The sequence below is a fragment of the Psychrobacter sp. CAL346-MNA-CIBAN-0220 genome (assembly GCF_040309805.1).
Lineage (GTDB): Bacteria > Pseudomonadota > Gammaproteobacteria > Pseudomonadales > Moraxellaceae > Psychrobacter.
Map to the genome: position 1 here is coordinate 1109440 of NZ_JBEOPF010000001.1, position 20333 is coordinate 1129772.

A 20333-nucleotide genomic window follows, 5' to 3' on the forward strand; every position below is an offset into this window, starting at 1 on the left:
ACATCTATTATCATTTTCCACTTTATACAAAGGAAGCATTATGTCCGCTACCCTATCATCACATATTTTAGATACTCATCTTGGCAAACCTGCCGCTGATATCGCCGTTACCCTACATCGCGTTACAGACAGTGGTGAAGCGACCCTATTAGCCAAAGGTACGACCAACAACGATGGCCGCGTCACACCAGACAGCTGGCAATTCGATGCTGCCGTTGATAGCAGTTTGAGTACTGGCCGCTATACCATAACCTTTGATACCCAATCTTATTTTGATGCGCAAAAGCTGACTGCGTTTTATCCGCAAGTTGTAATCGACTTTGTGGTGAGCGATGCCAGTCATTATCATATTCCGCTATTACTAAGCGCGCATGGTTATGGCACTTATCGGGGCTCGTAGATTTATATCAGACCGCATGGCCTCATATAAATCTATAGTCCTGTAAAAGGATAAGGCAAAGCTTCATCCCTCAACTAAGAACATTACAGACAGCTAACACTGGTAACTTTCATTTATTCAAATAATGTATCACTTATTTATCTAATGTCCTTTACCTATTAATAGACATCGTTATTAATAGATAAAATTATCAAAATATATAGACATTAGACATATAAAAAGACACGGATAGCGCTTATATCATAAACAATGTGATTAGAAGTCGTTACCAGTTACTAATACATAGCAACATAAAAGGACAATTGTCGCATGGGCGCATATCTTCTCGATTGGGTAGCATTATTTTTCCGCTGGTTTCACGTTATTGCTGGGATAGCGTGGATTGGCGCCTCATTTTATTTCGTTTGGTTAGATCTCAGCTTACGTAAGCCACCACAATGGAAAACAGACAAAGGTATCTCAGGTGATTTATGGGCAGTTCATGGCGGTGGTTTCTATGAGATTGCTAAATACAAGCTCGAACCTGAAGAGATGCCAAAGACATTACATTGGTTTAAATGGGAAGCCTACACCACATGGCTGACCGGTATGGCGATGCTCTCCATCGTCTATTACGCCAATGCTACTGCCTACTTGGTCGATCCAAGTAAAGTTGAGTTTGGCAGTAATATCGGTGCTATTTCGACCAGCTTACTATTCTTATTCGGCAGCTACTTTATTTATGAAGTCATTGTACGTAGCCGTATCGGTAAAAATGCACTGGTTTTTAGTATTACCATTTTTGTCTTAATGATTATTGCTACTTGGGGCTCATACCAGCTGTTCAGTGATCGTGCCTCCTTTATCCATGTTGGTGCCATATTAGGTACAGTCATGGCCGGTAACGTCTTCTTTGGTATTATGCCCGCTCAGCGCGCACTAGTAGACTGTGTACGCAAAGGTGAAAAACCAGGTAAAGAAGTAGCAGATTTGGCGCTAATGGCCAAAAACCGCTCGCTAATGAATAACTACTTTACCCTACCACTAATCTTTACCATGATTAGTAATCACTATCCAATGATGTATTCACATGCCCATGGTTGGTTGGTATTGGTATTCGTTGGTATCATCACGGCAACCGTTCGTCATTACTTTAACCAAAAACATTTGGGTCACAGTAAGCCAAAATTCTTATGGATTCCTGCGATAGCAACCGTCCTGTTAATTATTTGGATGCGTCCGGCACCGATTGAGCCGTTACCAGTTCCTCCAGTAGCCTCTGCTGTACCAGTAGGTTCGGCAACTACTGATGCTACGCCGCCACCCGCTGCTGGTGCCAGTACAGACACAGCTGCTGCTAATCCAAGTACGGCAACTGCTACAGCCGTACCCGTTACTGCCTCAGCTGATGATGCCATAATGGGTGTTGTACATACGCGCTGTAGCGTTTGTCATGCCGTGCAGCCAACGCAAGCAGGCTTTGCTGCTCCACCAGCGGGCATTGTCTTGCAGACACCCAACGATATGAAAATATATAAAGCTAAAATCGTCACTGCGGTACAGACAGGCTACATGCCATTAGGTAATATTACCCAGTTAACCGATGAAGAACGCCAACAAATCGTAGCGTATACGTCAGGGTTATAGTTTTTAACCTAGTCTCTAAATATCTAGTTTTAGAGACTATATTAGGCCTCTACTCAAAGCACATGGTAAGCGTTATATCGTCACTGTGTGTTTACTATGTTTTTAAATTGTTGATATATTAACCAAGCTTAGTCTTTAGATTTCTGTATTTTTAGTAGTCTCAAATTTATTCATAAACAGACTGTAAGAATTACCTTGACCAAACCGTCAGATACACATAAAGTAAAAGTGTGCTCAATTATGACTGTCATCTGCTAAAAGGAATTACGGATGTCTAATAATGCTAAGCGAACGCAGCGTCAAACTGTCTATGATCATAGCCAACTTGATCCTGCTATTAAAAACTCAAGATTGTACAACGAAGACTTAGCACCACTTAGACCAGAAGATCGGACATGGGGCTGGTTTGCAATATTTAATGTTTGGTCCAACGACATTCAGAGCTTATTTGGCTATACCCTTGCCGCCTCATTATTTTTGAGTTATGGCTTAAGTGGTTGGTGGGTAATGGCCGCCATTATATGTGCCGGCTTTATCGTGATGTTGATGGTTAACTTGACGGGTAAACCTAGCGTTAAATATGGTATTCCGTTTCCGGTACTGATACGTGCAAGTCTTGGCGTCAATGGCGCGAACCTACCCGCAATACTACGGGCTATTATTGGAATTTTTTGGTACGGGGTGCAGACCTACTTTGCATCGACTGCCGTTGCTATTTTATTAACTATTGTCATGGGCAGCTCAGATGCGACTTTCTTAGGTCTTAACAGTACTGATTGGCTCGCCTTCGTCATCGTTTGGTTATTTCAAATTGTGCTATTTTGGGCAGGCATTGAACCTATTAAGCACTTTTTAAATTGGGCAGGCCCCTTAGTGTATGTGGTCATGGTTATTCTGACGGCAGTAATATGGTATCAATCAGGCTCTGAGTTGTTACCCGCGATCGGTTCTATCTTTGCCAGTAACAGTGATTATAGCGGTAATCAACTACAAGCATTTACTGCTATTGTGGGTACGATGGTCGCTTATTTTGCGGCAGTAGTGATTAATTTTGGTGACTTTTCGCGCTTTTTACGTAGTGAGCGAGATATGCGCTTGGGTAACTTGCTTGGCTTACCTATCAATATGGTGTTCTTCTCGTTCATTGCCTTGGTCATTACGGCTGGTACCTTAGTATTGTTCGGTGAAGCGTTAACCAATCCCTCAGATATCGTTGAGCGGGTTGACTCGTTACCCTTAACTGTCATTGCAGCATTAACCTTCTTTGCGGCGACCGTTGGTATTAATATGGTCGCAAACTTCATACCACCTGCTTATGATTTGGCCAACTTATTTCCTAAACGAATTAACTTTCGTATGGGTGGTTTAATTACAGCTGTTATTGCCTTCTTTGTTGGAGCCTTGTGGCTGTCGTTTATCAGTAAGATCGGTATTGTGGGCTTTGTTAATGCTATTGGCGCGGTAATCGCCCCATTCTTTGGTATCTTGGTGGTCGATTATTATCTAATTAAACGCCAACATATCAGCATGAATGACTTATTTTCTGATAAACCCGATGGTGCTTATTACTACTATAAAGGTTGGAACATTCGCGGTCTGATAGCTTTTGCCATTGGGGCACTATTCTCTATAGCCACGATATTAGTGCCCGTACTAACGAAGCTTGAAGGCTATGGCTTCTTATTAGGAGCAGCTTTAGGTGGTATCGTTTATTGGTTATTGATGCGCCAATATGCAGTGAAACCAAACGAGATTTTAGAATAAGCCAAGTAAGTAAGCATTCATTCATTCATTCATTAATTAATAAGCCAGTCGGTCAATTTTATGTACTTATTGTCATGATTGGCACTATGACCCTAACTTCTTAACGTCCATCTTATTACTCAACAGATTGCTGTAGTTTTATTACTATCAACTTAGTAATACCTACTTAAAAAATTTATTTAGCTAGTCTTGAGCAACATTATTGCTCTGTTTTTATAAAGGAATATTTAACATGACCCAAAAAATCACCAGCGACTTTGATCAGGACGCTTATCCTCGCGACCTAAAAGGCTATGGCGATAACCCACCGAAAGCAAATTGGCCAGGCGGTGCAAAAATCGCCGTTCAGTTTGTATTGAACATTGAAGAAGGCGCAGAAAATAACGTCATTCATGGTGATGGTCAATCTGAACGTTTCTTATCTGATGTCTTAGGTACGCCAGAATTTAACAATCGCCATCAGTCTATTGAATCCGCTTTTGAATACGGCAGTCGGGTGGGTGTTTGGCGCGTACTAGATGTGTTTAAAGAGTATGGTTTACCGATTACTACCTTTACTTGTGCGGCCGCTGCTGAAAAAACACCGCATATTGTTGAGCGTATATTAGAAGATGGCCATGAAGTAGCCAGCCACGGTTTGCGCTGGATTACTTATCAGTATATGTATCGTGAGACGGAACGTGAGCATGTTCGCGCTGCCACTAAAATCTTTGAGCGCATGCTTGGCAGACAGCCATTAGGCTGGTACACGGGTCGTGACAGCCCCAATACGCGAGAGCTGGTCGCCGAACAAGGCGGTTATATTTATGACTCCGATTCTTATGCGGATGAGCTCCCATACTGGCTCAATGTCAAAACTCAAGACGGCAATACCATTACTCGCAAGCCGCACTTAGTTATTCCTTATACCCTTGAAACCAACGACATGCGTTTTGCTTCAAGCCCCGGGTTTACCAACGCTGAACCATTTTATCAATATCTAAAAGATAGCTTTGACACCCTTTATGAAGAAGGCGAACATGCGCCAAAAATGCTGACCATCGGTCTACATTGTCGTATCATTGGTCGTGCCGGTCGTATCACCGCCCTCAAGCAATTTTTAAAGTACATCACCAGTAAACCTGATGTTTGGGTATGCCGCCGCGATGAAATCGCTAAGCACTGGTATGAAAATCATCCAGCCACTGCAGACAACAGCGCAGATTGGATGTAACCCTGGGACGTATCATCAAATCACTAAGCACGTAATAGCAGTCACGTAAGCTACTAGATGATACGCTCAAGACAGTTTATACCTCAGTGATTCAATTGCTCAAAAACTACATCTTGTGTCTGGTATTTACTTAGCTCAAATAATTAAGTATCGGTAACACTCGGCCTGATCGTTTAATAATATGAGCAGCAAACTGCGGATAAACTGCCTAACGGTAACAATCGTGCAGCGCAAGTAGAAAAGCTCACGAATAAAAAAAGCAAGACAGTTATCGACCACTGATGGTCTATAACTTAATAAACCATATCATTAACAAAGGTAAACTCATGAAAACCACGATAATTGCCCAACCTTTAACCAAGGCTGCTTTTGCTCCTTATGGCTCAGTTATTGAGCCTTATGATGATCAAGAAAAATGTCCTGAAAACAGTTGGGATATCAATCGTGGCTATGCGTGCCGTCATCATGCCATCTCAAAAGTTGGCCTAGACGGTGGAGAGGTCGGTTTTAGCATTTTTCGTACCAAAAGACGCGATTGTCCGATTACGTTATCAGTGATGGAATACCATCCGTTTGGCACGCAAGCCTTCTTTTCTATGAATGGCACAGACTATCTAGTCGTTGTGGCCAAAGCTGGCGATGCGCCTAAATCAGCTGATGATTTACAAGTGTTTTATGCTCATTCGCATCAAGGTGTACAGTATGATGCCAATGTTTGGCATCATCCGCTACTGGCGCTAAAAGCTGATTGTGATTTTTTAGTGGTCGATCGCATCAACGGTGATGGTAATAACTGCCATGAATTAGCGATTGATGATTGGGAAGTTTGCATCGATGTATCTGCTGAGCAGGCTAAAAAGCAGGCTTAATGGCTATAAAAGAACACCCAATCAAACACTCTAAAAGTAAATTCTAGCCAGACGGGCGCACTTACACTTACCCTTTGCTCCATGAGTTTAAACACAAATTTATCGCGGCACAAAACCACTAAGGAACATTAACAATGACAACAAAAAGTACTTATTACGCACCAACTGGCGGATTGCCTCCGCAAACACAATTACTATCCGATCGCGCTATCTTCACCGAAGGTTATGCGATTATTCCCAAACGTGTACTAACCGACATTGTTATTAGCTATTTACCTTTTTGGGAAGGAATGCGGATGTGGGTGCTTGCACGTCCACTTACAGGTTTCTCTGAAACCTTCTCACAGTATATCGTCGAAGTTGAGCCTAATGGCGGTTCAGAAAAACCTGAGCTAGACGCAAAGGCCGAAGGTGTTGTATTCATCGTTGAAGGTGAAATGGATATGACTATTGAAGGTGAAGTGCATCATCTTGAAGCGGGTGGTTATGCATTTTTACCACCTGGCTGCAAATGGACGCTGAAAAACAATAGCGACAAGCATGTTAAATTTCATTGGATCCGCAAAGCTTATCAATTTGTAGAAGGTATTGATGCGCCCGAAGCCTTTGTAACAAGCGATCACGATGTTGAAGCTATTGAGATGCCGAACACAGGGGGCGTATGGTCAACCACTCGGTTTACAGAGCAGTCTGATATGCGTCACGACATGCATGTAAACATTGTGACTTTCCAGCCAGGTGGCGTGATTCCATTTGATGAAACTCATGTTATGGAACATGGTTTGTATGTACTAGAAGGTAAAGCCGTCTATCACTTAAATGGGGAATGGGTAGAAGTTGAGGCGGGTGATTTTATGTGGCTGCGCGCATTCTGCCCACAATCTTGTTACGCCGGCGGACCTGGTCCATTTAGATACTTACTATATAAAGACGTGAATAGACATATGCCGTTTATTCGCCCAGTACGATAATTAATCTAGAATAATAAAATAGTATAGAGGCATAATCGTTAATTCGAATATATCATTTATTACTTTTTAAAACTGCGCTAGCAATTGCATTGATAGCGCAGTTTTTTATGAAAAGGAATAAATCTCTCGAGTTAACCTTCAACCTGCATTAAGTATCGTTTCAAACCCCAATAACGGCAACATCACCTAAGAAAAAATAAATTATAAATCAACCTCCTCACGTTATGTAGTCTATAGCGTCAAGAGGTTAATCGCTTTATCGGTGATGGAATATCATCCATTTGGGTCGCAAGCGTTCTTTTCGGTGACTGGCCAAGACTATATCGTTATCGTTGCCAAAGCTGGTGAGCCACCTAAGTCTGCTGATGACTTGACGGTATTCTATGCCAAGTCCAATCAAGGCGTGTAGTACGATCCCAATGTTTGGCATCATCCGTTATTAGTACTGGGCAGCGATGCTGACTTTTTAGTCGTTGACCGTATCAATGGCGAAGGCAAAAACTGCTATGAGCTTGAGATTGGCGACTAGCGACTGGAATATCTATGTCAAGTTAGAGAGCAAGCTACTGCTACTGCTGTGTAGCTAATCGTTCCTGCTAATAATTTTATATGAGCCAGTTAATTTCGATTAGCTGGCTTTTTGTGTTTAAAATTAAAGTACCATAAATTTTAAAGTATATAAAAAACCATTAATTATCAGTACCTACCACTCATCAATAGCAATCGTGACAAAATTTATTAGGATATGACTTGTCTTTTTTGTACTATCGTACTAGTATGTTGAAACAAACTCATCACTTGCTTACTCTACCTATTAAGACCCCCTTTTATGAGCACTGATACTTACCAAAGCCTATTAACCCACTTAGCAAATTGTGATAACAGCGCGGATATTGACGTATTGTTGAGCGCGTTATTGACTGACAAAGAACAGCTCGAAATCGCCAATCGTATCCGCATCTTTGATTTACTAGAACGCGGTGTCACCCAACGTGAGATATCCGAGCAGCTCGGTGTCGGTATTGCCACTGTGTCTCGCGGCGCTAAAGCCATGCAAAATCATGATGTTAGTGACTTATTGGCGACGCATCGAAAGCGCTAATAATTCAAATTCAAATTACTCTCATTTTTTACCCTATAAATAACAGACTTACTTTGGACCCTGTCATGACTTCTCCTACCCCGCATTATATTCAGCCCGCACCCATTGATATCCCAAGCAAGCCCCAGCGTATTAAACTTACCCAAGATATTGACTTCTTTGCACTATTCAAACGCATTGAAAGCGCTTTTGAGACTTGCTATTTGCTCGAGTCATTGGGTGAAGAAAGCCACATTTCACGTCATCATGCGATTGGTTTTGATCCCGTCATGACCATCACCGCCATTGACCGTATCACTCTCGCGATTACGGATAACAAAACGGCTGAGACCACCTGCTATCAAACCGACAATCCTTACCAATTGTTGCGCGAGATCACGCCTCAGCACGTCATCGCCCGTGATCAAACTGGGGGTTTAGTCGGCTATTTGGGCTATGACAGTGTCAATTTTTTTGAACCGAGCTTAGATGCCAAGACCAGCGAACATTTTGAGCCGTTTAAGTTTGGGGTATATTTGGATGGATTAACACTGGATAAAATGACAGGAGAAATCTTCTATTTTTATTACCCAACGGACAATCAGAACAATCGTATTGAGCAAATAACCGCTTTACTCGATGCTCCGATTCCAACTTATCCGCCACCAATAGTTGAGTCTTTAGGAGACGGTATGAGCCAAGAGGCGCATGCTTGCGCCGTGACAAAAGTTAAAGAAGACATTATCGCTGGTCGTATATTTCAATGTGAGGTGGGATTTAAGTCACATTATCGAATTAGCGGCGCGCATATGCCCATTTATGAAAAGCTGCGCGTGGTCAATCCATCCCCGCACATGTATTTTATGAAGTTTGGACAACAGCGCATTATTGGGGCGTCCCCTGAGCTGTTATTCCGCTTACGCCAAGGTGAAATGGAGACTTATCCGCTAGCAGGCACTGCCAAACGTGGCGCCAATCAAATCGAAGACCGCCAGTTGGCACGCGCCCTATTAAACGACGCCAAAGAGATAGCCGAACACAATATGCTGGTGGACTTGCATCGCAACGATATCGGACGGGTGGCACGATTTGGCACGGTCAAAGTCCGCAGTCTGATGGATATCAAACGCTATTCACACGTCCAACATATCTCCTCTGAAATCGTTGGTATTTTGCATCCTAATGAGGATATGTTTAGCGCACTTGCCAGTAATTTCCCTGCGGGCACGTTGTCAGGTGCTCCTAAGATTGAGGCGATTAAGGTTATTAATGAGCTTGAGCCAGATGGGCGCGGTGCCTATGGTGGGGCGTTGGGCGCTTTTAATTTTAATGGGGACTGTATCTTTGCCATTCCCATTCGCAGCCTATTCATCAATGGTGAATCAGCCTATGCCCAAACTTGCGGCGGCAACGTCTATGACTCCAATCCAGCGGATGAATACTTAGAAATCCAACGCAAGCTGTCGGCTATGAAAGTGGTATTGGATAGCTTCATCAATCCATGAATTAATTGTTTTTTTACCAAAGAGTTTATTGCTAATGAATGTTTTAATTATTGATAACCACGACTCGTTCACTTTTAATCTCTATCAGTATGTGGGCGAGATTTTGCAGACTATGAGCAATCAGGAAAATTTCACGGTCATCGTAAAGCGTAATAATGAGATTAGTTTGGCAGAGGTGCACGCTATGAATCCTGATAGAATCATCATATCACCGGGTCCTGGCGCGCCGGATAATCCTGCCTATTTCGGTATTTGCGCTGAAGTCATTGCAGTACTGGGTAAGACCACGCCCCTGTTGGGCGTCTGTTTAGGTATGCAGGGCATCGCTCAGGTATTCGGCGGTCAAGTTATCCGCGCCAGTGTGCCAATGCACGGTAAAGTGTCAGCCATCCGTCACGATGGTGCAGGCCTCTATCAAGGATTACCGCAGGAGATTGACATCATGCGCTACCATTCACTGATGGTACAAGCGCATGAGCTACCGGACTGCTTACAGATTACCGCCGTCGTCTCCAATGCCAATAACGCTCATTTAAGTATGGCTGAGGCTGCTAATGCGGGTGATGAGATTATGGGCGTTCGTCATAAACAATATCCTATTCAAGGGGTTCAGTTTCATCCTGAATCATTTGCTACTGAAGGTGCCAAGCGTTTGCTTACTAACTTTTTGTTGCAAGTAAATGATTTATAATAAAGCGTCAAATTTAGATTGAGATAAAAGTGAAAAAAGCATGGCAAATCTGTTAATTAAAAAGCCAGCTAATTGAAATTAGCTGGCTTTTTTGTGTCTAAAATCAAAATCCAATCAAATTTTAAGTATAAAAAATCCCCTCATCTATATAAATAAAGGGATTTTTTATCAAATACTACGACGGCGGACTGTTCAGAAACTACTCACCGATACGCTGTAGAAACTCTTGGGTACGTGGATGGGTGGATAATTCAAACATCTGCTCAGCGCTACCTTCCTCAACTATGTGTCCATCCTCAATAAGTACCACATGATCAGCAACATCACGAGCAAAATTAATCTCATGGGTGACCACCACCATTGTCCAGCCTTCGGACGCCAGCTGCTTCATAGTCGCTAAAACGTATTGAACTAATTCTGGATCGAGGGCAGAAGTGGGCTCATCAAATAATAGTAACGAAGGTTCAATAGCTAATGCACGAGCAATGCCAATACGCTGCTGCTGGCCGCCAGATAACTGAAAAGGATATAAATCAGCTTTATCCGATAATCCTACTTTTTTAAGTAGCGCCAATGCTTGGGTGCGACCTTCTGCTTTACTTTTGCCTTGTACCACCACCGGCCCTAAGGTCAAGTTCTCAAGTGCGGTCTTATGCGGAAATAAATTATAAGACTGGAACACCATGCCTGACTTACGCTGTAGTGCTAGCAAAGTTTTCTTCTTAGGCTTGGTAGCAAAGTCTACCGTTAAACTCCCATCATCAAAGGCAATAACGCCTTGATCTGGAATTTCGAGCGCGTTAAGACACCGCAAAAAGGTCGTTTTGCCCGAACCTGATGGCCCTAATATCACCACCACTTTACCTTTATGAATGGTCAAATCAATGCCTTTGAGCACTTGATTGCTACCAAAGGCTTTATGAATATTAGTAACTTGAATCATAAAAGTTCCTATTGCGCGTCTCTTAATTATTGCGCTTATTTTAATTATGTCGAATACATTAGTAGCAATACGCTGTGGTTAGTAAATGATTTATTTGGCAACATAGCGATCAAGTCTGGTCTCAAGCCTACCTTGGATAAAGGTTAAGAACAAACAAATACCCCAATAAATAACCGCCGCTTCGGTATAGACCAACATAAACTCATAATTACGCGCGGTGATAATTTGCGCTTGTTTAAACAGCTCAGTCACCAACACTAAAGACGCCAAAGACGTGTCTTTTACCAGACTAATAAAAGTATTGGATAACGGCGGTACCGAGACTCGTAGCGCTTGTGGCAAAATCACATGTCGAAAGGTTTGTAGATAAGTCAGCCCGACTGTCGAACCTGCCTCCCATTGTCCCTTTGGAATAGACAAAATAGACGCGCGCACGGTCTCTGATGCATAAGCACCAATATTGAGCGAAAAGGCAATAATCGCTGAAGGAAAAGGATCAAGCTTGAGGCCAACACTGGGCAAACCATAGAAGATGATAAACAACTGCACCAACATCGGCGTACCGCGAATGGCAGAGACGTAAATGCGTGCAAGGCGATAAACAATCTCATGCCATATGCTAGCGCGTGGCACGATACGAATCAGTGCCACGCTCAAGGCAATAGCCATCCCTATTGCAAAGGAGATTAGTGCTAGCGGTATCGAGTAATAAATACCACCTTTGAGCATCGGCCAAAACGAGTTGATGACAATATCAGCCCGATCAGGGCTCATAAATGGCAATAATGCTAAGAAATCAGTTAACAAAGTCATTAGTCTTGTTTGCTTATATCGGCACCAAAGAAGGTATCACTAAGCTTAGTCAATGTACCATCAGCTTGCAACGCCGCCATAGCTTCGTCAAGTTTTGCCACTACCGCGTCATCGCCTTTAAGAAGTACCAGACCAGAACCACGCTGCTCACTTGCTGGCGCGACCAGTTTAATCTCAAGACTGCTGTCTGGGAACTTTTTAAGATAATCCAATACGGCAAGATTGTCGTTCATCGTAAAGTCAGCGCGGTCTTGTTTGACTAATTGCACCGCTTGCGCCATGCCATCCACAGGAACAATTTCTGCACCATAGCGTTCTGCTAATTCACCATAGTTGCTACTGAGCGACTGTGCTGAGCGCAGACCTTTTAATGCTTCCCACGAGCTATAGCGATTGTCATCAGTTGGCGCCAGCGCAACAGCACCTGACCAGCTATAAGCGGTGGCTTTGTCATATTTTGCTAAACGCTCAGGCGTGGTCAGACTGACTTGGTTGGCCACCATATCAAAGCGTTTTGAATCCAGTCCTGCCAGCATCGCATCCCACTGGGTTTCTTTAAATTCTACTTCTACGCCCAGTTTATCAGCGACGGCACGGGTGACTTCGACATCATAACCCGTAAGCTTGCCCGTCTCATCATGATAGGTAAATGGTGGATAGGTCCCTTCGGTACCGACGTTAATAGTACCCTTGTTATTGATACGCTGAAGCAAGTCTGAACCACCAGCTGTTTTATCAGCACTAGTATTGGCATCGTCAGTATTAGACTGACTACAAGCCGTAAGCAAAAGAGCGCTAACAGCTAGGGTTAATAGGGCGCGACGTTTCATAAGAGGTCCTTATTCGAGTATATGCAAATGAATGATTAACGCGAGTAGAAAAATAGATAACTATACGATGTAAATACAGCAACACTATATGAGCTATGCGTCTTATTCCATTAAATTTATTATATTTTATTCAATTGATTAAGTTTGCTTTTGGCTGCCTGATTTGAGGATTAAACCCATCTTTTTCAATACTAGTTTTAATATTAAAGCTGTTTTTGAGACAGCAACTCTTAGAGTGGCAAGTTTTGATAGTAAGCTTTGATAATAAATTTTAAGGTCAAATATTCTAAAATCAAAAGCGATCAACTGTGTCTATACTATCGTGACTGAGTTAGAAGGAACGTACAAAAACAGTGAGCATGCGTAAGAATATTATAGCTCACCTGAAAACTGATACCGATCGCCTGCATGCCACATCTTGACAAAAGTCAATACCTGACCTGATGAATACGTCTGTCGGCTGAGCACTAAAGTTGGTGACTGCGCCTCAACCTGCAATGCATGAGCCACTTCTTCCGGTGCCGCTAATGCTCGGATAGTATAGCTACCGCGCTCAAGTGGAATCTTCGCAATCAAATAATCACTGGTATTAACGACACTAAAGTCTTGCTCGATGAACTTCGGAACTTTTATCGCATCGACCCAGCGCTCTTCAAACTGAATCGGCTGACCATCGGCAAAGTGAATAATCTTTACTTCATATAACACAGCCATGTCATCGTCATCGTCATCGTCATCGTCATCGTCATCGTCATCTGAATCATTTCTGGCCGCTTGCTCAGTAAGCAACACTTTCGGCGTATCAATATCAAACTTGCGGCGTAAATACTCATCTAGCATGGCAGCTGTGATACTGCGTTTACTTACCACCTGCGCTTGATAATCACGATTGGCTGACTTTAAATCTTGGGCGATATTACGCACTTCAACGAAGGTATGATTAAACTGTTGCTGTGCCACAAAAGTTCCTGACCCTTGTCGACGCTCCAATACCCGCTCTTCGCTAAGCTCTTTTAAGGCCCGATTCACCGTCATTCGCGAAACTCCAAATTCCTCAGCTAAGGCCATTTCTGTAGAGATAGCCTCGCCTGCTTGCCACTTGCCGCGATGAATATTATCTAATATTGCATTTTTAATGCGTTGATACGCAGGAACCCTCTTTTTCGTACTCAATTTGGTCATGCCCATCGTCGCCTTTGTCATTTTTACTTTTATTATGCCCACTATCGATTATCAATTCTAACTATCAGATTTAACCTTTAATTTTAGCCAGCAATATCAATCACACTAATGCCGCCATAATATCACGGCATCGTCAAAATCATGGCGCTATTCATCGTTCTATCAAGACCACATTGCAAATAATTGAACTATTGGCTAAAAAAAACTTGCAAGATAAAACAGTCTCTGATAATTTGTATATACAACTTATCAATAATTTTAATATACTAATGCTGTTATTAATCATGCTTCATCAACACCCCATAAGCAGGTTATTTTAAATAATTTATATTAGTGGCCTTTTTTGGCACGAACAGATGATCACAAGGAATGACGATGACTACTAGCAATGGAATGACCAAGAGCAATGGATTTACTCGCCGCGATGAGACTCGTAATATTGCCGCCCCTACTGGTAGCACCTTGCATTGCAAAAGCTGGCTGACCGAAGCGCCTTATCGCATGCTACAAAACAATCTACATCCTGATGTGGCCGAAAACCCTAAAAGTCTAGTGGTTTATGGTGGTATTGGTCGCGCGGCACGTAACTGGGAAAGTTATGATCAGATTTTGGAGTCGTTAAAAGTCTTAGAAGATGATGAGACGCTATTGGTCCAATCGGGTAAACCAGTCGGTGTTTTTCAGACTCACGAAAATGCACCGCGTGTATTGATTGCCAATTCCAATCTGGTACCGCGCTGGGCGACATGGGAGCACTTTAACGAGCTCGATCGCAAAGACTTGATGATGTATGGGCAGATGACCGCTGGTAGCTGGATATATATTGGCACTCAAGGCATCGTCCAAGGAACCTATGAGACCTTTGTCGAAGCAGGCCGCCAACATTATGATGGCAGTTGGGCAGGACGCTGGATTTTGACTGCTGGTCTTGGTGGTATGGGCGGCGCGCAGCCATTAGCCGCGACTTTTGCGGGTGCGACCTCTCTAAATATCGAATGCCAACAATCTAGCATCGATTTTCGTCTGCGTACGGGCTACGTCGATAAGCAAGCTAATGATTTAGATCACGCTTACGAGCTGATCAAACAGCATACAGACGCTGGTGAAGCAGTTTCTATTGCCCTACTTGGCAATGCCGCCGATATATTACCAGAAATGGTCAAGCGTGCTCGCGCAGGCGGTATGAAACCAGATTTAGTCACTGACCAAACCTCAGCCCATGACCTTATCAACGGTTATCTACCAAGTGGCTGGACCGTTGAGGAATGGAAAGTGGCACAGGAAAATCCAGACCAACATGCCGCATTAACCAAAGCAGCTGCTGAGTCTTGCGCCGTACATGTACAAGCTATATTAGACTTGCAAGCTATGGATATTCCAGCAACCGACTATGGTAACAACATTCGCCAAGTTGCCTTTGATGAAGGCGTTAAGGATGCTTTTAACTTCCCAGGCTTTGTACCCGCTTATATTCGCCCGCTGTTTTGCCAAGGTAAAGGTCCGTTTCGCTGGGTAGCTCTATCTGGTGATCCAGAAGATATCTATAAGACCGATCAAAAAATCAAAGAGCTGTTCCCTGAAAATACCCATATCCATCGCTGGCTTGATATGGCAAAAGAGCACATTCAGTTTCAAGGACTGCCCGCACGTATCTGTTGGTTAGGCTTGGGTGAGCGTGATAAAGCAGGACTTGCCTTTAACGAGATGGTAAAAAGCGGCGAGCTAAAAGGTCCTATCGTTATTGGTCGTGACCATTTAGATACCGGTTCAGTTGCTAGTCCCAATCGTGAAACAGAAAGCATGAAAGATGGCTCAGATGCGGTATCTGATTGGGCGTTATTAAACGGTATGCTCAATGTCGCCGGCGGCGCAACATGGGTATCGTTGCATCATGGCGGCGGTGTTGGCATGGGTTACTCACAGCATTCAGGCATGGTTATCGTCGCTGATGGTACGGATGCAGCAGCCAAACGCTTAGCTCGAGTATTGGTCAATGATTGCGGTTCAGGCGTGATGCGTCATGCAGATGCCGGCTACGAGCTGGCGATTAAAACGGCTAAAGAGTATGGTTTAAATCTACCTATGATTAAGTAACTGTTGCTACGGTTGCTGATCAAACATCTATTGCTATCGTTTTCCATAACATTGATTTATCAGCTAGCGCGGTGCTTTAAGTACCGCACTACAAAGCCTTTCAATAACTGCTAGCAATCATTATAACCGTGCTACCCGTCCGCCGCTCCTAAACACAGTGGCTCATACATTATCAAGGAGGATAATATGGCTGAGCAAGATACCATTAAGCATGGACAATCTGGGCAACCTGCTAACACTACGCCCGATATGACGCCACCTGAAAAGCTACTATCAACTCCTATCGCAATATTACAGCTGATCGTATTTAGCACCATCGGTTTGGTAATGTTCTTTGTGCCGTTTACTATCGGTGAAAAAAGCACTATTTTATTCGATCACGGCGCGACCTATCTGGTCAATCAGCAGCATACCCTAGCGGTGACATTGTTATTCCTCCTGATGATCTATGGAGTAGGTAAACCTTTTTATGATGGTTCGTGGCGTAAAGATATTACCAATACCATACTGACCGTATTTAAAGTCATTGGTTTGGTACTTGCGGTTATGTATGTCTCCGGTGCCGCGCCTGACTTTATAATGGAAAAGGACATGCTGCCGTTTTTGTTCGAAAAACTGGCACTTCCGGTTGGCATGATTGTCCCTATTGGTGCGTTGATCTTGGCGTTTTTAGTTGGCTTTGGCCTGCTGGAAATGGTTGGTGTGCTTATGCAACCTATCATGAAGCCTATTTGGAAAACTCCAGGTGCATCAGCTATTGATGCCGTTGCTTCTTTTGTCGGTAGTTATTCTATTGGTCTATTAATCACTAACCGCGTTTATCTACAAAAACAATACTCTGCTCGTGAAGCCATTATTATTGCGACCGGTTTTTCTACGGTATCAGCGGCATTTATGGTTATTGTCGCCAAAACTTTAGGGCTAATGGAATTTTGGAATGTATTCTTTTGGTCGACGTTAGTGATTACTTTTATTGTCACGGCGATCACTGCTCGTATTCCACCCATCAGTCGCGCTAACAATGAAGTAGATCGTCCAGAATTAACTTATAAAAAAGGCACTCGTCTGGCTGCAGCAGTAGATTTGGGGCTTGCTACCTCACGCCAAGCGACAGATTTAAAACATATCTTATGGTCTAACTTTAGAGACGGTATTACGATGGCAGCAGCTATTGTGCCTTCTATTATTGCTGTCGGCTTAACGGGATTGTTGTTAGCAAAATATACGCCGGTATTTGACGCGCTTGGCTTATTGTTATATCCATTTACTTGGTTGGGCGGACTGCCTGATCCGTTAGTCGCTGCCAAAGGAATGTCAGCAGGACTTGCTGAGATGTTCTTGCCAGCATTGTTATTAAGTGATGCCGATATTTTGACCCGCTATGTTGCTGGTGTCATCTCAATTAGCAGCGTACTGTTCTTTTCAGCGATGATTCCTTGTGTGCTGGCAACTGAGATTCCGTTGTCAGTGGGCAAAATGGTCGTTATTTGGTTTCAGCGGGTGGTGCTTAGTATTTTATTGGCCGCTGCGTTTGGACAATTAGCCCTGTACTTTGGTTGGATTGCTTAGCTTTTTTTTATCACATTTTGATTACGCTTTAATCACGTTTTTTAAGCGTATAAATAAAACTAATTATATAACTAATATAAATAGGAACACTGTTATGAACACTATAAAAAATCTAATTCTAAACCCGCGCCAATTAAGCTTTGAGATGTTACGCGATATTTATGACCAGCCCGTTACCTTCTCGCTACCCGATAGCGCGTATGACGCGATAGATGCCTCGCACGAAGATGTACGGACCATCATCGCTCGTGATAAAAGTGCCTACGGTATTAATACCGGTTTTGGCTTATTGGCAAAGACTCGAATTAACGATGACCAGCTTGAACTACTACAGCGCAATCTTATCGTATCGCATTCCGTTGGTACTGGTGAACCTTTACCAGATAGCGTGGTTCGGCTGATAATGGTCATGAAAGTTGCCAGCCTAGCGCAAGGCGTTTCTGGGGTACGCCGCGTCGTAGTCGATGGTTTATTGGCTTTAATTAACAATCAAATCACCCCGCACATTCCTGTTAAAGGTTCAGTCGGTGCATCCGGTGATTTAGCGCCTCTATCCCATATGACCCTAGCGCTAATGGGTGAAGGAGATGTTTATGTCGATGGTCAATGTGTGCCAGCCGCTGACGCTCTAGCACAGCATGGACTTGAGCCCATTACCCTTGCCGCAAAAGAAGGTCTTGCCCTAATCAATGGTACTCAAGTCTCAACCGCCCTCGCCCTACGTGGTTATTTCTTAGCGCGTGACCTATTAGAATCGGCGACTATCGTTGGTTCCATGTCTATCGATGCGGCAAAAGGCTCAGATGCACCATTCGATGCGCGTATTCATGAAGTTCGTGGCCATCATGGGCAAATCGAAATTGCCAAAGCGCTTAGAAGCTTAATTAAAGGTAGTGACATTCGAGCTTCACACCAAGGGGAACAAGACGATAGAGTGCAAGACCCTTACTGCTTACGTTGCCAGCCGCAGGTCATGGGTGCCTGCCTTGATATTATCAATCAAGCGGGGCAAACCTTATTGATTGAAGCCAATGCCGTAACCGATAATCCACTAATTTTCACCAACGATGATGGTCCCGTTGCTATCTCAGGTGGTAACTTTCACGCTGAGCCAGTTGCGTTTGCTGCCGATATATTAGCTTTAGCAATTGCTGAAATTGGCTCAATGTCTGAGCGACGCGTGGCATTATTGATTGATGCAACCTTATCAGGTCTACCGCCGTTCTTGGTCGACAATGCTGGCTTGAACTCCGGCTTTATGATTGCTCACGTTACCGCAGCGGCATTGGCCTCAGAAAATAAATCCATCGCCCATCCGGGTAGTGTCGATAGCATCCCAACTTCTGCCAATCAAGAAGACCATGTTTCTATGGCAACCTATTGTGCAAGACGTTTATACGAGATGGCGCAAAATACTGCGACCATTATCGGTATCGAGCTATTAGCTGCCGGCCAAGGCATTGATTTTCATCGCGAGCTTGATACCTCAGAGCCATTGACGACCGCTCATCAACTCTTACGTGAGCAAGTAACTTTTTATGATAAAGACCGCTACTTAGCGCCAGATATCGAAGCGGCAAAACAGTTGATACTCAGTCGTTCTTTAACGAAGTATTGGCAGAAAATGCGCAGTGACTGGTACCTTTCTAAATAAAGGTGCTTTTTAAATAAGTAAATGTCTTCAAATTAATATTAAAGGAGATCAGCGATGACTATAACAGCCGTTAGCCAAACTGCTGCTGATATGGCACTATGGACAGGACGTGCGGAGCCATTTGAAAGCGAGCGCGCCTGCTATTGGTATCAGCTGGCACAGCCTTATGCGTTTGATAATATAGGACAGCGTATCGGATTGGTTGGCTTTGCCTGCGATCAAGGGGTTAGACGCAATCAAGGCCGCGTTGGGGCAAGATCCGCACCGCCACTGATTCGTAGCGCGTTTGCTAAGCTTCCCGTTATCGCTGAACTACAGCAAATTTTTGATGGTGAGTTGCCAACCTTGCTAGGTGATGCTGGCGATATTCACTGTGACGATAACGATGGTTTTGCCGAGCAACTGCTTGAGCAAGCCCAAGAGCAATATGCCGATGTTGTCAGTAACGTTATTCAACAAGGTGGTCTGCCTATTGGTCTTGGCGGCGGTCATGCAATGGCTTATGGTAGCTTTTTAGGATTATGGCAAGCGCTTCAGCAAACCGCTAACAGTAATATTAGTGAAAACAATGACGCGAGCGCTATACCGACTATCCCCGTTATTGGCATCATTAACTTTGACGCCCATCTTGATATTCGCCAATCCGATGTAGCCACTTCGGGCACCCCTTTTCGCCAAATCGCAGAACACCTAACCGAACATCAGCAGCCTTTCCACTATTGCTGTATTGGGGTTAGTCGATTCTCCAACACAGCAGCGCTATTTGATAGAGCCGACAGTTTGGGTGTCCGCGTTATCAGTGATGAAGACTGTTATTATCAAGCGTGGGAAACACTTGCCGCTCAGATTGAAGCATTTATCAATCAGGTTGATATTGTTTATTTAACCATTGATATGGATTGCTTTCCCTCTAGCGTCGTGCCGGGTGTCAGTGCGCCAGCCGCCTATGGTATCGAGCTAAGCTTCGTTGAGCGCGCTGTCAAAACCATTATGGCATCCGGCAAAGTAAAAATGGCCGATATCGCTGAGATTAACCCGACCTATGATAGTGACCAACGCAGCTGTAAAGTGGCTGCTCGGCTATTGGCTCTTATTATAGAGCGCCACTTATTCACCTTATAGCTAGTA

At 43.7% G+C, this 20333-nt stretch carries 17 protein-coding genes and 1 pseudogene; 14 read left to right on the plus strand and 4 right to left on the minus strand.

Annotated elements, in window-relative coordinates; all coding sequences use genetic code 11:
- The first annotated feature begins 40 nt into the window (after positions 1–40).
- The 10 genes and pseudogenes from uraH to AAEY88_RS04335 all read left to right on the plus strand — a co-directional run bounded on the left by uraH (position 41) and on the right by AAEY88_RS04335 (position 10120).
- Positions 41–400: a hydroxyisourate hydrolase gene (gene uraH, locus AAEY88_RS04290; RefSeq protein ID WP_350559551.1), complete on the plus strand. Its 360-nt coding sequence runs from the start codon at positions 41–43 to the stop codon at positions 398–400.
- 309 nt (positions 401–709) lie between these two features.
- A complete protein-coding gene (locus AAEY88_RS04295; RefSeq protein ID WP_350559554.1) occupies positions 710–2026 on the plus strand; it encodes a urate hydroxylase PuuD in 1317 nt (438 codons plus the stop codon).
- Between the two features lie 270 nt (positions 2027–2296).
- Positions 2297–3790, plus strand: coding sequence for an NCS1 family nucleobase:cation symporter-1 (locus AAEY88_RS04300; protein WP_350559557.1), 1494 nt, complete (start codon positions 2297–2299; stop codon positions 3788–3790).
- A gap of 232 nt (positions 3791–4022) precedes the next feature.
- Positions 4023–5003 carry an allantoinase PuuE gene (puuE, locus tag AAEY88_RS04305; RefSeq protein WP_350559560.1) on the plus strand — a complete coding sequence of 327 codons (981 nt, stop codon included), beginning with the start codon at positions 4023–4025 and terminating at the stop codon, positions 5001–5003.
- A 326-nt stretch (positions 5004–5329) separates the two neighbouring features.
- Positions 5330–5872 carry an ureidoglycolate lyase gene (locus AAEY88_RS04310; RefSeq protein WP_350559563.1) on the plus strand — a complete coding sequence of 181 codons (543 nt, stop codon included), beginning with the start codon at positions 5330–5332 and terminating at the stop codon, positions 5870–5872.
- A gap of 134 nt (positions 5873–6006) precedes the next feature.
- The gene (locus AAEY88_RS04315; RefSeq protein ID WP_350559566.1) at positions 6007–6843 is read left to right on the plus strand and encodes a bifunctional allantoicase/(S)-ureidoglycine aminohydrolase; all 837 of its coding nucleotides are present in this window, start codon (positions 6007–6009) and stop codon (positions 6841–6843) included.
- A 196-nt stretch (positions 6844–7039) separates the two neighbouring features.
- Positions 7040–7372, plus strand: a pseudogene (locus AAEY88_RS04320) (ureidoglycolate lyase).
- A gap of 300 nt (positions 7373–7672) precedes the next feature.
- Positions 7673–7945: a Trp family transcriptional regulator gene (locus tag AAEY88_RS04325; protein ID WP_350559569.1), complete on the plus strand. Its 273-nt coding sequence runs from the start codon at positions 7673–7675 to the stop codon at positions 7943–7945.
- A gap of 65 nt (positions 7946–8010) precedes the next feature.
- Positions 8011–9429 carry an anthranilate synthase component I family protein gene (locus AAEY88_RS04330; protein ID WP_350559572.1) on the plus strand — a complete coding sequence of 473 codons (1419 nt, stop codon included), beginning with the start codon at positions 8011–8013 and terminating at the stop codon, positions 9427–9429.
- A 34-nt stretch (positions 9430–9463) separates the two neighbouring features.
- Positions 9464–10120, plus strand: a complete 657-nt coding sequence (locus AAEY88_RS04335) for an aminodeoxychorismate/anthranilate synthase component II (RefSeq protein WP_350559575.1) — start codon at positions 9464–9466, stop codon at positions 10118–10120.
- A 199-nt stretch (positions 10121–10319) separates the two neighbouring features.
- Here AAEY88_RS04335 and AAEY88_RS04340 read toward each other — a convergent pair whose 3' ends face one another.
- From AAEY88_RS04340 to AAEY88_RS04355, 4 genes are all read right to left on the minus strand, one after another.
- Positions 10320–11063: an amino acid ABC transporter ATP-binding protein gene (locus tag AAEY88_RS04340; protein WP_350559578.1), complete on the minus strand. Its 744-nt coding sequence runs from the start codon at positions 11061–11063 to the stop codon at positions 10320–10322.
- 90 nt (positions 11064–11153) lie between these two features.
- Positions 11154–11837: an amino acid ABC transporter permease gene (locus tag AAEY88_RS04345; RefSeq protein ID WP_350560454.1), complete on the minus strand. Its 684-nt coding sequence runs from the start codon at positions 11835–11837 to the stop codon at positions 11154–11156.
- A gap of 38 nt (positions 11838–11875) precedes the next feature.
- Positions 11876–12706 (minus strand): transporter substrate-binding domain-containing protein, encoded by an 831-nt coding sequence (locus AAEY88_RS04350; RefSeq protein WP_350559581.1) that lies wholly within the window; start codon positions 12704–12706, stop codon positions 11876–11878.
- 372 nt (positions 12707–13078) lie between these two features.
- Positions 13079–13888: a UTRA domain-containing protein gene (locus AAEY88_RS04355; protein ID WP_350559584.1), complete on the minus strand. Its 810-nt coding sequence runs from the start codon at positions 13886–13888 to the stop codon at positions 13079–13081.
- A gap of 393 nt (positions 13889–14281) precedes the next feature.
- Here AAEY88_RS04355 and hutU point away from each other — a divergent pair, with 393 nt between their 5' ends.
- The 4 genes from hutU (at position 14282) to hutG (ending at position 20327) form a co-directional block, all read left to right on the plus strand.
- Positions 14282–15982, plus strand: coding sequence for a urocanate hydratase (hutU, locus tag AAEY88_RS04360; RefSeq protein WP_350560456.1), 1701 nt, complete (start codon positions 14282–14284; stop codon positions 15980–15982).
- A gap of 186 nt (positions 15983–16168) precedes the next feature.
- The gene (locus AAEY88_RS04365) at positions 16169–17551 is read left to right on the plus strand and encodes a YjiH family protein (RefSeq protein ID WP_350559587.1); all 1383 of its coding nucleotides are present in this window, start codon (positions 16169–16171) and stop codon (positions 17549–17551) included.
- A 94-nt stretch (positions 17552–17645) separates the two neighbouring features.
- Entirely contained in the window at positions 17646–19205 is a 1560-nt protein-coding gene (gene hutH, locus AAEY88_RS04370) for a histidine ammonia-lyase (RefSeq protein WP_350559590.1), read from the plus strand.
- Positions 19206–19259: 54 nt separating this feature from the next.
- On the plus strand, positions 19260–20327 hold the full coding sequence (hutG, locus tag AAEY88_RS04375; RefSeq protein ID WP_350559593.1) for a formimidoylglutamase: 1068 nt from the start codon (positions 19260–19262) through the stop codon (positions 20325–20327).
- The last annotated feature ends 6 nt before the right edge of the window (positions 20328–20333 follow it).